Origin of the sequence: Serratia sp. (in: enterobacteria) (genome assembly GCF_051654945.1) — a bacterium.
In the GTDB taxonomy this organism is placed as follows: Bacteria; Pseudomonadota; Gammaproteobacteria; order Enterobacterales; family Enterobacteriaceae; genus Chania.
Genome location: NZ_JBOFZA010000067.1, coordinates 79,706 through 94,505, shown reverse-complemented (window position 1 = coordinate 94,505; position 14,800 = coordinate 79,706). Strand labels below are relative to the sequence as shown.

Sequence of the window (14,800 nt, the reverse complement as noted above, 5' to 3'; positions counted from 1 at the left end):
CTATCCCTTAGCTGAAAGTGTTGCCTCGACGACACGCATCGCCTCGACGGTTTCTTTGACATCATGCACTCTGACTATCTGCGCCCCCTGCATCGCGGCAATCACCGCACAGGCAACGCTGCCGATAACCCGCTGTTCGGGTGGGACATTCAATAGCTGCCCAATCATCGACTTACGCGACATCCCCACCAACAGTGGCAAGCCAAAATGATGGAATTCCGCCAATCGGGCCAGAAGCTGATAATTATGCGCTAAATTCTTACCGAAACCGAAGCCTGGGTCGAGTAACAATTTCTGTTTTGCTATACCGCCTGCAATACAGCGGTCGATATGCTGCTGGAAAAACGCATTCACGTCCGCCATCAGGTCGTCGTAAACCGGCGCTTGTTGCATGGTACGCGGCTCGCCTTGCATATGCATCAGGCAGACCGGCAGCCCGCTTTCCGCGGCTGCCTGTAGCGCGCCAGGCTCTTGCAACGAGCGAACGTCGTTGATCAGATGCGCACCGACTTTGGCAGATTCACGGATCACACCCGCTTTGGAAGTATCCACCGAGATAAAGATTTCAAACCGCTGCGCCAAAGCTTCGACTACCGGCACCACGCGCTCGATTTCTTCCTCTTCACTGACCTCAGCAGCCCCCGGACGCGTAGATTCGCCCCCCACGTCGATCATTGTCGCGCCCGCTGAAATCAGCGCATGCGCATGCAGCAGGGCATCATTCAGCGAGTTATGCCGCCCGCCGTCTGAGAAAGAATCCGGGGTAACGTTGAGGATCCCCATCACCCGCGGATGGTTGAGATCGAGGATTTGGTCGCGCACGGTTAACTGCATGATTAATCTACCTTGGAGTTGATACTAATCGGTTCTCTGGAGTAAGGATGCCTCACCCCCGCCCCTCTCACCCAGGGAGAGGCAGCCATTTGCGGCCAGCAATAAAAAACCCCGGCTGGCCGGGGTTTTATTTTACGCTACAGCCGATGTTATTTGTCGAGCTGTTCAGACATGGTGTTGCCTGGGTTTGGCGTACGCGGCTCATCTACCGGCGTTGGGGCTTGTGGTTTGCCACCGTTGTCGGAATTGTTGCTTTTTGCCACGTCGTCCCAACCTGCTGGCGGACGCACGTCTTTACGGTTCATCAGATCGTCGATCTGTGGTGCATCGATGGTTTCATATTTCATCAGTGCATCTTTCATCGAATGCAGGATGTCCATGTTTTCCATCAGCAACGCACGTGCACGCACATAGTTGCGCTCAATCAGGGATTTGACTTCCTGGTCGATGATACGTGCGGTTTCGTCCGACATGTGTTTCGCCTTGGCCACAGAGCGGCCCAGGAACACTTCGCCCTCTTCTTCCGCATACAGCAATGGCCCCAGCTTCTCAGAGAAGCCCCATTGGGTCACCATGTTGCGGGCGATCGAAGTCGCGACTTTAATGTCGTTCGATGCACCGGTAGACACTTTTTCCGGCCCGTAAATAATTTCTTCTGCCAGACGGCCACCGTACAGGGTGGAGATTTGGCTTTCCAGCTTCTGACGGCTGGCGCTGATCGCATCCCCTTCCGGCAGGAAGAAGGTCACGCCGAGCGCACGGCCACGAGGAATGATCGTGACTTTATGCACCGGGTCATGCTCAGGAACCAGGCGGCCGATGATGGCGTGGCCCGCTTCGTGATAGGCGGTCGATTCTTTCTGGGCTTCCGTCATCACCATGGAGCGACGTTCCGCACCCATCATGATCTTGTCTTTGGCTTTTTCGAACTCCACCATCGACACCACACGCTTGTTGCCACGTGCCGCAAACAGTGCAGCTTCGTTGACCAGGTTGGCCAGGTCCGCACCGGAGAAGCCCGGGGTACCACGAGCCAGCACAGATGCATCAACATCTGGCGCCAACGGAACGCGACGTGAGTGCACCTTCAGGATTTGCTCACGGCCACGTACGTCTGGCAGGCCAACGACCACCTGACGGTCAAAACGGCCTGGACGCAGCAGCGCCGGGTCCAGCACGTCAGGACGGTTGGTTGCCGCGATGACGATAATGCCTTCGTTGCCTTCAAAACCGTCCATCTCAACCAGCATCTGGTTGAGCGTTTGCTCACGTTCATCGTGACCACCGCCCAGACCTGCGCCACGCTGACGGCCCACGGCGTCGATTTCATCGATAAAGATGATGCACGGTGCCGCTTTCTTGGCCTGCTCGAACATGTCACGGACACGGGATGCACCCACACCGACAAACATTTCAACGAAGTCAGAACCGGAAATGGTGAAGAACGGCACTTTGGCCTCGCCGGCAATCGCTTTCGCCAGCAGGGTTTTACCGGTACCCGGAGGGCCAACCATCAGCACGCCTTTCGGGATCTTGCCGCCCAGCTTCTGGAAACGGCTCGGTTCGCGCAGGTAGTCTACCAGTTCACTCACTTCTTCTTTTGCTTCGTCACAGCCTGCAACGTCGGCAAAAGTGGTTTTTATCTGGTCTTCCGTCAGCATACGAGCCTTGCTCTTGCCGAAGGACATCGCGCCCTTGCCGCCGCCGCCCTGCATCTGCCGCATAAAGAAGATCCAGACGCCAATCAGCAACAGCATCGGGAACCAGGAAATGAAGATTGAAGCCAACAGGCTTGGCTCTTCCGGCGGCTCACCGACAACTTTAACGTTCTTGGTTAACAACGTATCCAGCAACTTCGGATCGTTGACCGGGATGTAAGTGGTGTACTTGTTGCTGTCTTTACGGACAACGTTGATTTCACGCCCATTGATGCGCGCTTCACGGATCTGATCTTGGGTCAGTTCGGTCATGAAGGTAGAGTAATCTACCCTACGGCCATTAGACTCGCTGGGCCCAAAGCTCTGGAATACCGACATCAACACGACCGCGATGACTAGCCAGAGAATTAGGTTTTTCGCCATGTCACTCAAGGGATTAACCTCATATTACAACTGTGTTAACAAACAGCGTTAGGGTACTACAGTTTCCGCCCTGTCGCTACAATGTACACTTCACGCGAACGTGCGCGAGAAGCGTCTGGCTTACGAATCTTAACCTTCGTAAACAGGGAGCGAATTTCCCGTAGGTACTCGTCAAAACCATCTCCCTGGAACACCTTCACCAGGAAACTACCGCCTGGTGCCAGCACATCACGACACATTTCCAGTGCTAATTCCACCAGATACATCGATTTTGGGATATCGACCGCCGGAGTGCCACTCATATTCGGGGCCATGTCAGACATGACTACCTGAACCTTACTATCACCTACACGTTCCAACAGTGCTTTGAGGACCAGTTCATCACGAAAATCGCCTTGAAGGAAATCGACGCCAACGATGGGATCCATCGGTAAAATATCACAGGCAATGATACGCCCGTTACCACCAATCTGGGTTACCACATATTGCGACCAGCCGCCCGGTGCAGCCCCCAAATCAACGACCGTCATACCCGGCTTGAACAGTTTGTCGCCTTGCTGTATTTCATCAAGTTTAAACCAGGCGCGCGAGCGCAGCCCTTTTTTCTGCGCCTGGAGCACATATTTATCGCTAAAGTGTTCTTGTAGCCAGCGACTGGAACTGGCCGAACGCTTTTTATTTGCCATCGAGTATTCCAACTATCCTAAAAAGAGTCTCATGCCAGGTTCGCTTCTCACGTAAACTCAATTCGGTGCAGACCGATTTGGTGATACACATGAGATGGCGGTAGAATGTACCGTTTTCAATCCCAACTTAAGCAAAAAAGACAATGAATCTGAATAATAAACAAAAACAACACCTGAAAGGCCTGGCACATCCGTTAAAACCGGTAGTCATGCTGGGTAATAACGGTCTCACCGAAGGGGTGCTGGCTGAAATTGAGCAGGCTCTGGAGCATCACGAGCTGATCAAAGTAAAAATTGCTGCCGAAGATCGCGAAACCAAAACCCTGATCGCCGACGCTATTGTGCGTGAAACGGGTGCCTGCAATGTGCAAGTGATCGGCGGTACGCTTATTCTTTACCGCCCGTCGAAAGAGCGCAAGATCACTTTGCCGCGCTAATCCGTTATCTGTTTGCTGAGACGGTGCCATGCGCCGCGTTCAGATAAAAGGCCGCTTGCGGCCTTTTTCCTTTCTTTACAAAACCCTGCTGAACTTTTAACCAACTCGGGCGAAATTAAAGATATTCCACTTTCAGAATTTCGTATTCTACATCACCACCCGGGGTTTTGATGACAACAACATCATCCTGCTCTTTGCCAATCAGGCCACGGGCCATCGGTGAGTTGACAGAGATGAGATTCTTCTTAAAGTCGGCTTCATCATCACCCACGATGCGGTAAGTCACCTGATCTTCGCTATCAAGGTTCATTACCGAGACGGTAGCACCAAAAATAACGCGGCCAGTCTGCGGCATTTTGGTGATGTCGATCACCTGCGCATTGGACAGCTTGGCCTCGATTTCCTGGATACGCCCTTCACAGAAACCCTGCTGTTCACGGGCAGCATGGTACTCGGCGTTTTCTTTCAGGTCACCGTGTTCGCGTGCGGTGGCAATGTCGGCAATGATTTTCGGGCGACGCACACCTTTCAAATATTCCAGTTCTTCACGCAGCTGTTCTGCGCCGTACAAGGTCATCGGGATCTGTTTCATCGTTAAATACCTCTAAATCTATCCTGTTCAAATATACCCGTGGTGTTGCAAGCCAACTGCGGCTCGACATCCTTAGGGCATCACCGTCATCCTGACGTGTTCGTATGAAATTACGGCAGGCGTTGCGCCTTCCGTCTCCAGGCGATAAACAAAAGAAACCGAGCTCGGAGATTTGCTCCAAGTCAGCGTCGATTTTGCATTTTGATACGCATTTTAGCCTAGAGTTCCTTAAGGGTCATCGTTTACTTTAACCCTTGATGCACCGTAGTATGACAGCACGTTATCCAGCTGTTACCCCGAGATTATGCGTTTTTCACGAATTGTCAGTGTATTGGCCTGCGCATTGGCTGTTAATGCCCACGCGGCCCCGGTTGAAGATTACACACAATATTTGCCTGATGGGGCGAACCTGGCCCTGATAGTTCAGAAGATTGGCGCAACCACGCCAATCATCGATTATCACTCACAGCAAATGGCACTCCCGGCCAGCACCCAGAAGGTGCTTACCGCGCTGGCGGCTTTATTGCAGCTCGGACCGGATTATCGCTTCACCACGACACTGGAAAGTCAGGGCAACATCACGGATGGCGTGTTGCGTGGCAATCTTATCGCCCGCTTCAGCGGAGATCCCACCTTTAAGCGACAAAATCTGCGCAACATGGTGGCAGAACTGAAAAAACAGGGAGTGCGTGAAATCAGCGGCGACGTGCTGGTCGATACCTCGGTATTTGCCAGCCATGACAAAGCGCCCGGCTGGCCCTGGAACGATATGACCCAATGTTTCAGTGCCCCACCGGCGGCGGCGATTGTCGATCGCAACTGTTTCTCGGTTTCCTTATACAGCGCGCCGAACCCCGGTGAGATGGCGTTTATTCGCGTGGCGTCATTTTACCCGGTGAATATGTTCAGCCAGGTAAGAACGCTGGCGAAGGGCTCGCCGGATGCCCAATATTGTGAACTGGATGTGGTGCCGGGCGAATTGAACCGCTTTACCCTGACCGGCTGTCTGACCCAGCGCAGTGAACCGCTGCCGTTGGCGTTTGCCATTCAGGACGGAGCCAGCTATGCCGGCGCTATCCTGAAAGATGAGCTGGTCAAGTCCGGGATCCAGATTGGCGGCCATTTGAAACGCCAAACCCAGCCGGGCATGACGGGAACGGTGATTGCCCAAACGCAGTCTGCGCCGTTGCATGACCTGCTGAAAATCATGCTGAAGAAGTCGGACAACATGATTGCTGACACCGTCTTTCGCACCATCGGCCACGAACGCTTCGGCGTACCAGGCACCTGGCGCGCCGGGGCAGATGCGGTGCGTCAGGTCCTGCGCCAGAAGGCCGGGGTCGACCTGGGTAACAGTATCGTCGTGGATGGCTCCGGCCTGTCGCGCCACAATCTGCTGACACCCGCAACCATGATGCAGGCGTTGCAATACATTGCCCAGCACGACAGCGAGCTCAACTTTATCTCGATGCTGCCGTTGGCTGGCTATGATGGCACGCTGCGCTATCGCGGTGGGCTGCACGAAGCCGGCGTTGACGGTAAGGTTTCCGCCAAAACCGGTGCGTTGCAGGGCGTCTATAACCTGGCTGGTTTTATCACCACCGCCAGCGGTCAACGCCTTGCCTTTGTCCAATATCTGTCGGGTTACGCGGTACCACCAGAAGATCAGAAACAGCGCCGCGTGCCGTTGGTGCGTTTCGAAAGCCGGTTGTATCGGGATATCTATCAGAACAATTAAGGCCCAAGGACATGAAGCTACTGATTGTTGAGGACGATGAACTGTTGCAGCAAGGCGTGGCATTGGCAATGTCCAACGAAGGCTACGCCTGCGATTGTGCGGCCAACGCTGCACAGGCCAATAGTCTGATCGTCACCAGTCAGTACAGCATGGTGATCCTCGACCTTGGTTTGCCCGATCTTGACGGTGCCAGCCTGCTGCGGCAGTGGCGTCGTCAACATATCAGCATACCGGTGTTGATCCTCACCGCTCGCGATGCGTTGCAAGACCGTGTCGACGGCCTGGACGCCGGTGCCGATGACTATCTGGTCAAACCCTTTGCGCTGATTGAGCTGCAAGCCCGGGTGCGGGCATTGATCCGCCGCTATCAGGGCCACAGCGACAACCTGCTGCAACAGGACGACCTGACGCTCAACCTGTCCAGCCAGCAGGTGTATCTGCAACAGCAGGCAATAGACGTCACGCCGAAAGAGTTTGCCATTTTGTCGCGTCTGATGATGCGGGCCGGGCAAACCGTCAACCGTGAGCTGTTGCAACAGGATCTCTATACCTGGAACGACGATCTGGGATCAAACACCCTGGAAGTCCATATGCACAATCTGCGCCGTAAACTGGGCAAAGATCGCATCCGTACCATCCGTGGCATCGGCTACCGTCTGGAGTCCGCATCTTGATCAGCATGCGCCGTCGCTTATTGCTGATGTTGGCGCTGATCCTGCTGGTCACCCAGCTTATCAGCGCATTTTGGCTATGGCACGAAAGCCAGGAGCAGATCCGTTTCCTGGTGGATGAGACCCTGTCGGCCAAGGTCCGTAACGAGCGGGTCGATACCGAAATTGCCGAAGCGATCGCCTCTCTGCTTGCCCCTTCGCTGATTATGATGGTGGTGACGTTGCTGGCCTCTTTCTGGGCAATCAGCTGGATTATCCGCCCGCTTAATCAACTACAGAAAAAACTGGAAAAGCGCTCGGCAGATAATCTCACGCCTTTGCCGGTCCCCAACGACAGTCTGGAGATGGTGGCGGTCACCAAGGCATTGAATCAGCTCTTGTCACGCCTTGACCATACCATCCAGCAGGAACGCCTGTTTACTGCCGATGCAGCCCATGAGCTACGCACGCCGTTGGCGGGGATCCGCCTGCATCTGGAGTTGATGGAACAACAGGGGGTTCAGGGCAGTAAACTGCTGATCGCCCGCATTGACCAACTGATGCACGTAGTTGAGCAATTGCTGATGCTGTCACGTGCCGGGCAGGACTTCGCCAGCGGCCATTACCAGCAGTTTGACTGGGTGAGCAACGTGCTCGAGCCATTGCGGGAAGAGTTGGAAGAGTTGTCTGCCCTGCGTGGGCAAAAGATTATCTGGCAACTGCCGGCCAGTGCCCCAACCCATGGCGATCCAGTATTACTGCGCCTGATGTTGCGTAATCTGGTGGAGAATGCACATCGTTATGGGCCTGAAAATAGCGCTATTTATATTCAGCTCAGCGCCGAAAATAATGGGCATCTATTGCAGGTGCTCGATGAGGGACCGGGCATCAAACCAGAGCTGGCGGGAGAGTTGACCCAGGCATTTCGCCGGATGGATCAGCGCTACGGCGGCAGCGGGCTGGGATTGAATATCGTGATCCGTATAGTGCAACTGCACCGCGGCTCTCTGCGGCTGGAAAACCGCAACGATGCCAGCGGCCTGAATGCGCAATGCTGGTTACCCGATACTATTTTGGATCAATAGCCCGGGTGCCGCGCCTCTACGTAACCAGAGACACAGGTGTTCAATTCAACCGTCTCAATCAACAACAAGGGCCCAGTTGTTAACTGAGCCCTTGATGGTCATGCCGCAGAATTACTTCTGGTAGACGATTTCGACGCCTTCGTCGTCATCTTCATCCCAGTCATCATCCCAATCGTCGTCCGCTTCGGCTTCCACTTCAGCGATTTGCTCACGGTGGTAATCGTCCCACATGAACTCGACTTTTTCCGGGGCGCTTTCTTCGATCGCCATGGCTTTCGGTTGAGTATTGATGAAGTTCATCACGTCCCAGCACAGCGCGTTAACGCCTTCGCGGTTCGCAGCGGAGATCATGTAGTACTTACCTTCCCAACCCATGCCTTCTACAATCGCCTTGGCGCGCTCGGCGGCCTCTTCCTCGTCCAGCAGGTCAACTTTGTTGAACACCAGCCAGCGTGGCTTGTGCGACAGATTCTCGCTGTACTGGTTGAGCTCGTTGATGATGACCTTGGCATTCTCTACCGGATCGGATTCGTCGATCGGTGCGATATCCACCAGGTGCAGCAACACGCGGCAACGCTCGAGGTGTTTCAGGAAACGGATCCCCAGGCCAGCACCTTCATGCGCCCCTTCGATCAGGCCAGGAATGTCCGCCACCACGAAGCTTTGTTCATGGTCCATACGCACCACGCCCAGGCTCGGTACCAGCGTGGTGAACGGATAGTCCGCCACTTTTGGCTTGGCGGCAGAAACCGCACGAATGAAGGTCGACTTACCGGCATTCGGCAGGCCCAGCATGCCCACATCCGCCAGCAGCAACAGCTCCAGTTGGATATCGCGCATCTCGCCCTTGGTACCCAGCGTTTTTTGGCGCGGAGCACGGTTTACCGAGGATTTGAAACGGGTGTTGCCCAGGCCGTGCCAACCGCCCTTCGCCACCATCAGACGCTGCTGATGACGGGTCATATCACCCAGGATCTCACCGGTGCCCTGATCCTGCACACGAGTACCGACCGGCACTTTGATTTCGACGTCTTTACCGCGTTTACCGGTACAATCACGGCTTTGACCATTCTGGCCACGTTCGGCACGGAAGGATTTTACAAAGCGGTAATCGATCAGGGTATTCAGGTTTTCGTCTGCGATCAGGTAGACGTCACCGCCGTCACCGCCGTCGCCGCCATCTGGCCCACCGTTCGGGATGTATTTTTCGCGGCGGAAGCTGACGCAACCATTACCGCCATCACCTGCCACGACCAGGATCGTCGCTTCATCTACAAACTTCATTTACCGTCTCCGTAACTCATTCACCGGGCGGCTTCAAAGAAGCAACCAGGTTGGTTTCTGCCCGTCGCGGCCACCAACGGTGACCAATTGCGGAAAACATGGCGCCAGCAACCACCACAAAAGCACCTACATAGCCGACGACATTCAATGCCGGGGCGGTAAATACCTGTGGCCAGGCCAGCGCCAATAAATCTGAAAACAGCAGGGTAAACAAGGGAGTCAGCGTGATTAACGCACTCACCTGCGCCGCCTGCCAGCGCGCCATCGCTTCCGCCAGCGCACCATAACCAATCAGCGTGTTAGCACCACAGAACAGCAGACAGGCCAATTGCCAACCGCTGAGCTGGAAAATCACCGCCAGCTTGGCCAGCGGGAACAACGCGATCGCACATAAAGTGTACAACAATACCAGGATCTGCGGTGAGGCCAATCGACGCAGTAATACTTTCTGCGCCACGCCATAGGTCACCCAAACCATGGCCGCACACACGCCCAACAACACTCCGAGCGTGTAGTCTGTGAACTGAGTGAAGATCTCGATCAGGCTGACGTTGAAAAACAGCATCAGCCCGCAGATCAGCATCAGGGCGCCAATCACCTGAGTGATACGCATCCTTTCTTTCAGGATCAATACGCTGGCGAACATCATGCCCACCGGCGAGAGTTGGCCGATAACCTGCGAGGCCGTCGGACTCAAATATTGCAGCGAAGAGCTGAAGAAGACAAAGTTGCCCAACAACCCGGCGGTGGCGATTGCCAGCAACAGCAGCCAGCGGGGTTGACGGAACATTTTCACCGGGGGTAAACGACCGCGTACCGCCAGGATCAACCCCAAGCCGATAGCGGCAATCGTAAAGCGGTACCAGACGACGGTAAACGGCTCCATCACGACCAGCACTTCTTTCATCGCAATAGGCAATGCGCCCCAGCAAACCGCTGTGGTGATCGCCAGAAAAATACCAACGCCAGCCTGCTGTTTTGTGTCCATCTTCTCACTGTCTGTGCGTTGTGCCGCTAAGCACAAGCAATCTATAAATGTAAAAAGCCCCGCAACGAATTGCGGGGCTTAACATCTATTTCGTAAGGCTCGAAAAATTATTCAGCTTCGATGCTGATAAATTTACGATTGCTCGGGCCTTTAACTTCGAATTTGACTTTACCGTCTTTCAAAGCAAACAGAGTGTGGTCTTTGCCGCAACCCACGTTGGTACCAGCGTGGAATTTGGTGCCGCGCTGACGAACGATGATGCTGCCTGCCAGTACTGCTTCGCCGCCAAAGCGTTTTACGCCCAGACGTTTAGCTTCTGAATCGCGACCGTTACGAGTCGAGCCGCCAGCCTTTTTGTGTGCCATTAATCCGCTCTCCTAACTTAAGCGCTGATGCCGGTGATTTTAACATCAGTGAACCACTGACGGTGACCCTGCTGCTTACGGTAGTGCTTACGACGACGAAACTTAACAATCTTGATCTTTTCGCCACGACCGTGAGCAACCACTTCAGCTTTGATCTTACCGCCATCGACGAAAGGAACGCCGATTTTGATATCTTCGCCATTAGCGATCATCAGAATCTGGTCAAACTCAACCGCTTCACCAGTTGCGATGTCCAGCTTTTCCAAGCGAACGGTCTGACCTTCGCTTACTCGGTGTTGTTTACCACCACTTTGGAAAACCGCGTACATATAAAACTCCGCTTTCCGCGTGCCCAACTGTTCAGTACAGAGCGCGCTATAAATATTCACAATAGGGCGCGAATTCTACGCAATAACTCCGCATATGACAAGAGCAGATTAGGGTCAGAAGGTGAAAAAAGAAGAAAAAAAACACAGTTTCTCTCTCAACGTTTATCTGGGCCGATTTTCAAGTACAATCAAGGCGACAGTTACCGCCATGTACCGATGTGAGCAGCGTTCTCATCGCGGTCAACAGAAACACAGCTGAAAAAAATACAATGAACCTAGAACAAATTACTGAGTTAACCGCGCAAGATATGGCGGCCGTGAACGCAACAATTCTCGAACAGTTGAATTCCGATGTCACGCTCATCAATCAACTTGGCTATTACATTATCAGCGGTGGCGGTAAGCGCATTCGCCCGATGATCGCCGTTCTGGCGGCGCGAGCCCTGCACTATCAAGGTGAGAAACACATTGCCGTGGCTGCCCTGATAGAGTTCATCCATACCGCTACCCTGCTGCATGATGACGTGGTGGACGAGTCCGACATGCGCCGTGGCAAGGCAACCGCCAACGCGGCGTTTGGCAATGCCGCCAGCGTGTTGGTGGGTGACTTCATTTATACGCGTGCTTTCCAGATGATGACCAGTCTGGAATCGCTGCGCGTGCTGGCAGTGATGTCCGAAGCGGTCAACGTGATCGCCGAAGGTGAAGTCCTGCAGTTGATGAACGTCAACGACCCGAATATCACTGAAGAAAACTATATGCGGGTCATTTACAGTAAAACCGCTCGCCTGTTTGAGGCAGCAGCCCAGTCCTCAGCCATCCTCTCCGAAGCCAGCGCGGCCGAAGAGCAGGCGCTGCAAGACTATGGCCGCTATCTTGGCACGGCATTCCAGTTGATCGACGATCTGCTGGACTACAGTGCAGACGGCGTCACGCTGGGTAAAAATACCGGCGATGATCTGAACGAGGGGAAGCCGACGCTGCCCTTGCTGCATGCGATGCATAACGGTAATGCCGAGCAGTCTGCGATGATCCGTGGCGCGATTGAACAGGGGAATGGCCGCCATCTGTTGGAGCCGGTACTGGCGACCATGCAGGAGTGTGGTTCACTCACCTATACACGCCAGCGCGCAGAAGAGGAAGCGGACAAGGCGATCGCCGCCTTGCAGATTTTGCCCGCTTCAGCTTATCGGACCGCACTGGAAGGATTAGCGCACCTGGCGGTTCAACGAGAGTTTTAAGAAACTTAAGTTTCCTAATATTCAAATAGGCCTGCGATGCGGGCCTATTTATTTGCCTTGCTAATCAGATCCAGTAGCCCCGCCGCCCCATTCTCCGCCAGAAAATCCAGCAGAACCGCGTATTCATCTGGCGTCATAGCCATCAGATAACCCTGCAAATGTGCTGCAGGTTCGCCATCATCGGACGGGGTATAAGCCGCCGGTTCCTCTGCGGCAAGAGGATAGCGCTGTGGATACAATGCGTTTTGGGTCGAGAGCGGCAGGCTGCCAATATGATATTCCTTTGTCACCCCCTGCTTGCCATAACGCCGCTGCCATCGCCAGTTGTTCTCACGTGCCCGCTTATTGATCCCCTGCGGGGATTTGCCCAATTCGCCCTTTCCTTTCAGCTCTTCGGCGGTAAACCACTCCTTGTCCATTCCCCCGCTCCTTGATCTTGGCGTTGCCCTGACAGACTTATCGGCTGTTTTAGTTGCTCAAACCACTAATGCTAATACGTTAGTTATACCACTAACTCAGCCATTGCCGATCACAAAAAAACCGGCGTAATACTCAAGATCTTCTTATCCAATTGATGAGGAAGGAGGGAGAGCAGGAACAATACAATTAGGCGGGCGCTGCGTGCAGCGTCCCTAAGTATCGTGGACGGTGAGGTGGGTTGGCAGTTTAAAAATGGTTTACTGTTTGTTCTTTTCAGCAATCCAGGTCAGCAGGCTATCCACCCCTTCTCGCATCAAGAACGCCATCACTTTGCTGCGTTCACTGTCTGAAAGGTGATAGTAGTATTCGATCCACAGCGCCAGTGGCTCCTGGCGTTCGGCCTCATAGACCGCAGGCTCTTCCCGCAATGCCAGCAGGTTTTTAACGCCACCAGGCAAGCTGTCGATATGGTATTCCAGCGCCTTGCCTTGTACGCCTTTACGGCGGCGGCTGAGCCAATTCTCGCGCCGGGCCATCAGGTTGATTCCCTGTGTAGAGGAAGGTAATCCTGCTATGCCTATCAGCTCCTTGGCGGCAAACCACTCGTTTTTCATAGCCATTATCTCGGGACAATAGTGTGGCAATACAAATTTTTCAGAAACCATAAGGTATTTTTGGGAAACTTGGTGGTATCCTAGTTTCTGAATAAACGTGTCGCGTTGTTCAAACGATTAATTCTGACCTGTTAGTTATACCACTAACAGAACTTTCTCTAATCAAAAAAAGGAATGTAGCTATGAATTCACGGGACCCAGATTGGCATCCAGCAGACGTCATCGCGGCTTTGAAGAAGAGAGGGACCACTCTGGCAGCGGTTTCACGAGAGGCAGGGTTGAGTTCATCGACGTTGGCCAACGCACTGTCACGCCCCTGGCCAAAGGGTGAGTGGTTGATTGCCGATGCGCTGAACGTGCACCCGGCAGAGATCTGGCCGAGCAGGTACTTTGATCCGCGCACCCATCACCTACTGGATCGGAAAAGCCGAATCAAATCATGAAAAAACGAAAAAAGCCGCCGGATATGACCCGGCGGCTTATTTAATGCTCATCGAACAGAAGGATCAGTTGTTGATAAACTTCTCACCCAGCTCGATATCTTTGTGCAGTACGTCCAGCATTTCGCTCAACGCTTTTTGCTCGAAGGCGCTCAGGGTACCGATGTCTTTACGCTCTTCGATACCGTTTTTACCCAGCAGCAGTGGTTGTGCAAAGAAGCGGGCATATTTGCCGTCCCCTTCCACATAGGCACATTCTACTACGCCTTGCTCACCGCTCAGCGCGCGCACCAGAGACAGGCCGAAACGTGCCGCAGCCTGGCCCATGGACAGCGTTGCAGAACCGCCACCGGCTTTGGCTTCAACCACTTCGGTACCCGCGTTCTGGATACGTTTGGTCAAATCAGCCACTTCCTGATCGCTAAAGCTTACGCCAGGGATCTGCGACAGCAGAGGCAGGATGGTCACGCCTGAGTGGCCACCAATCACCGGAACGTTCAGCTCTTCCGGTTGTTTGCCTTTCAGTTCTGCCACGAAGGTGTTGGAACGGATGATATCCAGCGATGTGATACCGAACAGTTTGTTTTTGTCGTACACACCCGCTTTCTTCAACACTTCTGCCGCAATTGCCACCGTGGTATTCACCGGGTTGGTGATAATACCGATGCACGCTTTCGGGCAGGTTTTAGCCACTTGCTCGATCAGGTTGCGAACGATGCCAGCGTTAACGTTGAACAGATCGGAACGATCCATCCCTGGTTTACGCGCAACGCCAGCAGAAATCAGCACCACGTCCGCACCGTGCAGCGCAGGGGTCGCATCTTCGCCGCTGAAGCCTTTGATTTTAACTGCGGTTGGGATGTGGCTTAAGTCAACGGCAACGCCTGGGGTAACAGGGGCAATGTCGTAGAGGGAGAGTTCAGAACCTGAAGGAAGCTGGGTCTTGAGTAGAAGGGCGAGGGCCTGGCCAATACCGCCAGCAGCACCGAGAACTGCAACTTTCATCCTATACTCCT

At 53.9% G+C, this 14,800-nt stretch carries 17 protein-coding genes; 6 read left to right on the top strand and 11 right to left on the bottom strand.

Translation table 11 applies throughout. The features are described from left to right. The 3 genes from folP to rlmE form a co-directional block, all read right to left on the bottom strand. Positions 1–834 carry a dihydropteroate synthase gene (gene folP, locus ACRDCA_RS09480; RefSeq protein WP_438689288.1) on the bottom strand — a complete coding sequence of 278 codons (834 nt, stop codon included), beginning with the start codon at positions 832–834 and terminating at the stop codon, positions 1–3. A gap of 149 nt (positions 835–983) precedes the next feature. Beyond that, positions 984–2,915 carry an ATP-dependent zinc metalloprotease FtsH gene (gene ftsH / locus ACRDCA_RS09475; protein WP_438689287.1) on the bottom strand — a complete coding sequence of 644 codons (1,932 nt, stop codon included), beginning with the start codon at positions 2,913–2,915 and terminating at the stop codon, positions 984–986. 56 nt (positions 2,916–2,971) lie between these two features. Then, the gene (rlmE, locus tag ACRDCA_RS09470) at positions 2,972–3,601 is read right to left on the bottom strand and encodes a 23S rRNA (uridine(2552)-2'-O)-methyltransferase RlmE (protein ID WP_025122902.1); all 630 of its coding nucleotides are present in this window, start codon (positions 3,599–3,601) and stop codon (positions 2,972–2,974) included. A gap of 143 nt (positions 3,602–3,744) precedes the next feature. Here rlmE and yhbY point away from each other — a divergent pair, with 143 nt between their 5' ends. Beyond that, positions 3,745–4,038: a ribosome assembly RNA-binding protein YhbY gene (gene yhbY / locus ACRDCA_RS09465; protein ID WP_025122903.1), complete on the top strand. Its 294-nt coding sequence runs from the start codon at positions 3,745–3,747 to the stop codon at positions 4,036–4,038. 115 nt (positions 4,039–4,153) lie between these two features. Here yhbY and greA read toward each other — a convergent pair whose 3' ends face one another. Beyond that, positions 4,154–4,630, bottom strand: a complete 477-nt coding sequence (gene greA / locus ACRDCA_RS09460) for a transcription elongation factor GreA (RefSeq protein ID WP_025122904.1) — start codon at positions 4,628–4,630, stop codon at positions 4,154–4,156. 304 nt (positions 4,631–4,934) lie between these two features. On the opposite strand from greA, the gene dacB reads away from it, so the two are divergent. Genes dacB through pmrB form a run of 3 tightly spaced genes read left to right on the top strand, consistent with a single transcriptional unit; the run spans position 4,935 to position 8,103 of the window. Next, positions 4,935–6,368 (top strand): serine-type D-Ala-D-Ala carboxypeptidase, encoded by a 1,434-nt coding sequence (gene dacB / locus ACRDCA_RS09455; protein ID WP_438689286.1) that lies wholly within the window; start codon positions 4,935–4,937, stop codon positions 6,366–6,368. A gap of 11 nt (positions 6,369–6,379) precedes the next feature. Next, the gene (gene pmrA, locus ACRDCA_RS09450; protein WP_438689285.1) at positions 6,380–7,042 is read left to right on the top strand and encodes a two-component system response regulator PmrA; all 663 of its coding nucleotides are present in this window, start codon (positions 6,380–6,382) and stop codon (positions 7,040–7,042) included. After that, on the top strand, positions 7,039–8,103 hold the full coding sequence (pmrB, locus tag ACRDCA_RS09445; protein ID WP_438689284.1) for a two-component system sensor histidine kinase PmrB: 1,065 nt from the start codon (positions 7,039–7,041) through the stop codon (positions 8,101–8,103). Before pmrA ends, pmrB begins: the two co-directional genes overlap by 4 nt. Positions 8,104–8,214: 111 nt before the next feature. Here pmrB and cgtA read toward each other — a convergent pair whose 3' ends face one another. The 4 genes from cgtA to rplU form a co-directional block, all read right to left on the bottom strand. Further along, entirely contained in the window at positions 8,215–9,387 is a 1,173-nt protein-coding gene (cgtA, locus tag ACRDCA_RS09440; protein WP_438689283.1) for an Obg family GTPase CgtA, read from the bottom strand. Positions 9,388–9,403: 16 nt separating this feature from the next. Further along, positions 9,404–10,375, bottom strand: a complete 972-nt coding sequence (locus tag ACRDCA_RS09435; RefSeq protein WP_438689282.1) for a DMT family transporter — start codon at positions 10,373–10,375, stop codon at positions 9,404–9,406. A gap of 107 nt (positions 10,376–10,482) precedes the next feature. Further along, a complete protein-coding gene (gene rpmA / locus ACRDCA_RS09430) occupies positions 10,483–10,740 on the bottom strand; it encodes a 50S ribosomal protein L27 (RefSeq protein ID WP_004933559.1) in 258 nt (85 codons plus the stop codon). 17 nt (positions 10,741–10,757) lie between these two features. After that, positions 10,758–11,069: a 50S ribosomal protein L21 gene (gene rplU, locus ACRDCA_RS09425; protein WP_004955927.1), complete on the bottom strand. Its 312-nt coding sequence runs from the start codon at positions 11,067–11,069 to the stop codon at positions 10,758–10,760. Between the two features lie 269 nt (positions 11,070–11,338). Here rplU and ispB point away from each other — a divergent pair, with 269 nt between their 5' ends. After that, on the top strand, positions 11,339–12,310 hold the full coding sequence (gene ispB, locus ACRDCA_RS09420; RefSeq protein ID WP_438689281.1) for an octaprenyl diphosphate synthase: 972 nt from the start codon (positions 11,339–11,341) through the stop codon (positions 12,308–12,310). 44 nt (positions 12,311–12,354) lie between these two features. On the opposite strand, the gene ACRDCA_RS09415 is transcribed toward ispB, so the two are convergent. Beyond that, entirely contained in the window at positions 12,355–12,729 is a 375-nt protein-coding gene (locus tag ACRDCA_RS09415; RefSeq protein ID WP_438689280.1) for a DNA-binding protein, read from the bottom strand. A 258-nt stretch (positions 12,730–12,987) separates the two neighbouring features. Further along, complete coding sequence (locus ACRDCA_RS09410) at positions 12,988–13,344, bottom strand: DNA-binding protein (protein ID WP_438689279.1); 357 nt, start codon at positions 13,342–13,344, stop codon at positions 12,988–12,990. A 182-nt stretch (positions 13,345–13,526) separates the two neighbouring features. Between ACRDCA_RS09410 and ACRDCA_RS09405 the strand changes: the two genes are divergently transcribed. Further along, positions 13,527–13,787: a helix-turn-helix domain-containing protein gene (locus tag ACRDCA_RS09405; protein ID WP_438689278.1), complete on the top strand. Its 261-nt coding sequence runs from the start codon at positions 13,527–13,529 to the stop codon at positions 13,785–13,787. Between the two features lie 63 nt (positions 13,788–13,850). On the opposite strand, the gene mdh is transcribed toward ACRDCA_RS09405, so the two are convergent. Next, on the bottom strand, positions 13,851–14,789 hold the full coding sequence (mdh, locus tag ACRDCA_RS09400; protein ID WP_438689277.1) for a malate dehydrogenase: 939 nt from the start codon (positions 14,787–14,789) through the stop codon (positions 13,851–13,853). Positions 14,790–14,800: the final 11 nt, after the last annotated feature.

Bases quoted from the DNA above. Each gene is read 5' to 3' on its own strand.
- mdh (WP_438689277.1), bottom strand. From the start codon at position 14,789: ATGAAAGTTGCAGTTCTCGGTGCTGCTGGCGGTATTGGCCAGGCCCTC.
- cgtA (WP_438689283.1), bottom strand. From the start codon at position 9,387: ATGAAGTTTGTAGATGAAGCGACGATCCTGGTCGTGGCAGGTGATGGC.
- ACRDCA_RS09435 (WP_438689282.1), bottom strand. From the start codon at position 10,375: ATGGACACAAAACAGCAGGCTGGCGTTGGTATTTTTCTGGCGATCACC.
- ACRDCA_RS09405 (WP_438689278.1), top strand. From the start codon at position 13,527: ATGAATTCACGGGACCCAGATTGGCATCCAGCAGACGTCATCGCGGCT.
- rpmA (WP_004933559.1), bottom strand. From the start codon at position 10,740: ATGGCACACAAAAAGGCTGGCGGCTCGACTCGTAACGGTCGCGATTCA.
- dacB (WP_438689286.1), top strand. From the start codon at position 4,935: ATGCGTTTTTCACGAATTGTCAGTGTATTGGCCTGCGCATTGGCTGTT.
- ACRDCA_RS09415 (WP_438689280.1), bottom strand. From the start codon at position 12,729: ATGGACAAGGAGTGGTTTACCGCCGAAGAGCTGAAAGGAAAGGGCGAA.
- yhbY (WP_025122903.1), top strand. From the start codon at position 3,745: ATGAATCTGAATAATAAACAAAAACAACACCTGAAAGGCCTGGCACAT.
- ACRDCA_RS09410 (WP_438689279.1), bottom strand. From the start codon at position 13,344: ATGAAAAACGAGTGGTTTGCCGCCAAGGAGCTGATAGGCATAGCAGGA.
- rplU (WP_004955927.1), bottom strand. From the start codon at position 11,069: ATGTACGCGGTTTTCCAAAGTGGTGGTAAACAACACCGAGTAAGCGAA.
- folP (WP_438689288.1), bottom strand. From the start codon at position 834: ATGCAGTTAACCGTGCGCGACCAAATCCTCGATCTCAACCATCCGCGG.
- ispB (WP_438689281.1), top strand. From the start codon at position 11,339: ATGAACCTAGAACAAATTACTGAGTTAACCGCGCAAGATATGGCGGCC.
- greA (WP_025122904.1), bottom strand. From the start codon at position 4,630: ATGAAACAGATCCCGATGACCTTGTACGGCGCAGAACAGCTGCGTGAA.
- pmrA (WP_438689285.1), top strand. From the start codon at position 6,380: ATGAAGCTACTGATTGTTGAGGACGATGAACTGTTGCAGCAAGGCGTG.
- rlmE (WP_025122902.1), bottom strand. From the start codon at position 3,601: ATGGCAAATAAAAAGCGTTCGGCCAGTTCCAGTCGCTGGCTACAAGAA.
- ftsH (WP_438689287.1), bottom strand. From the start codon at position 2,915: ATGGCGAAAAACCTAATTCTCTGGCTAGTCATCGCGGTCGTGTTGATG.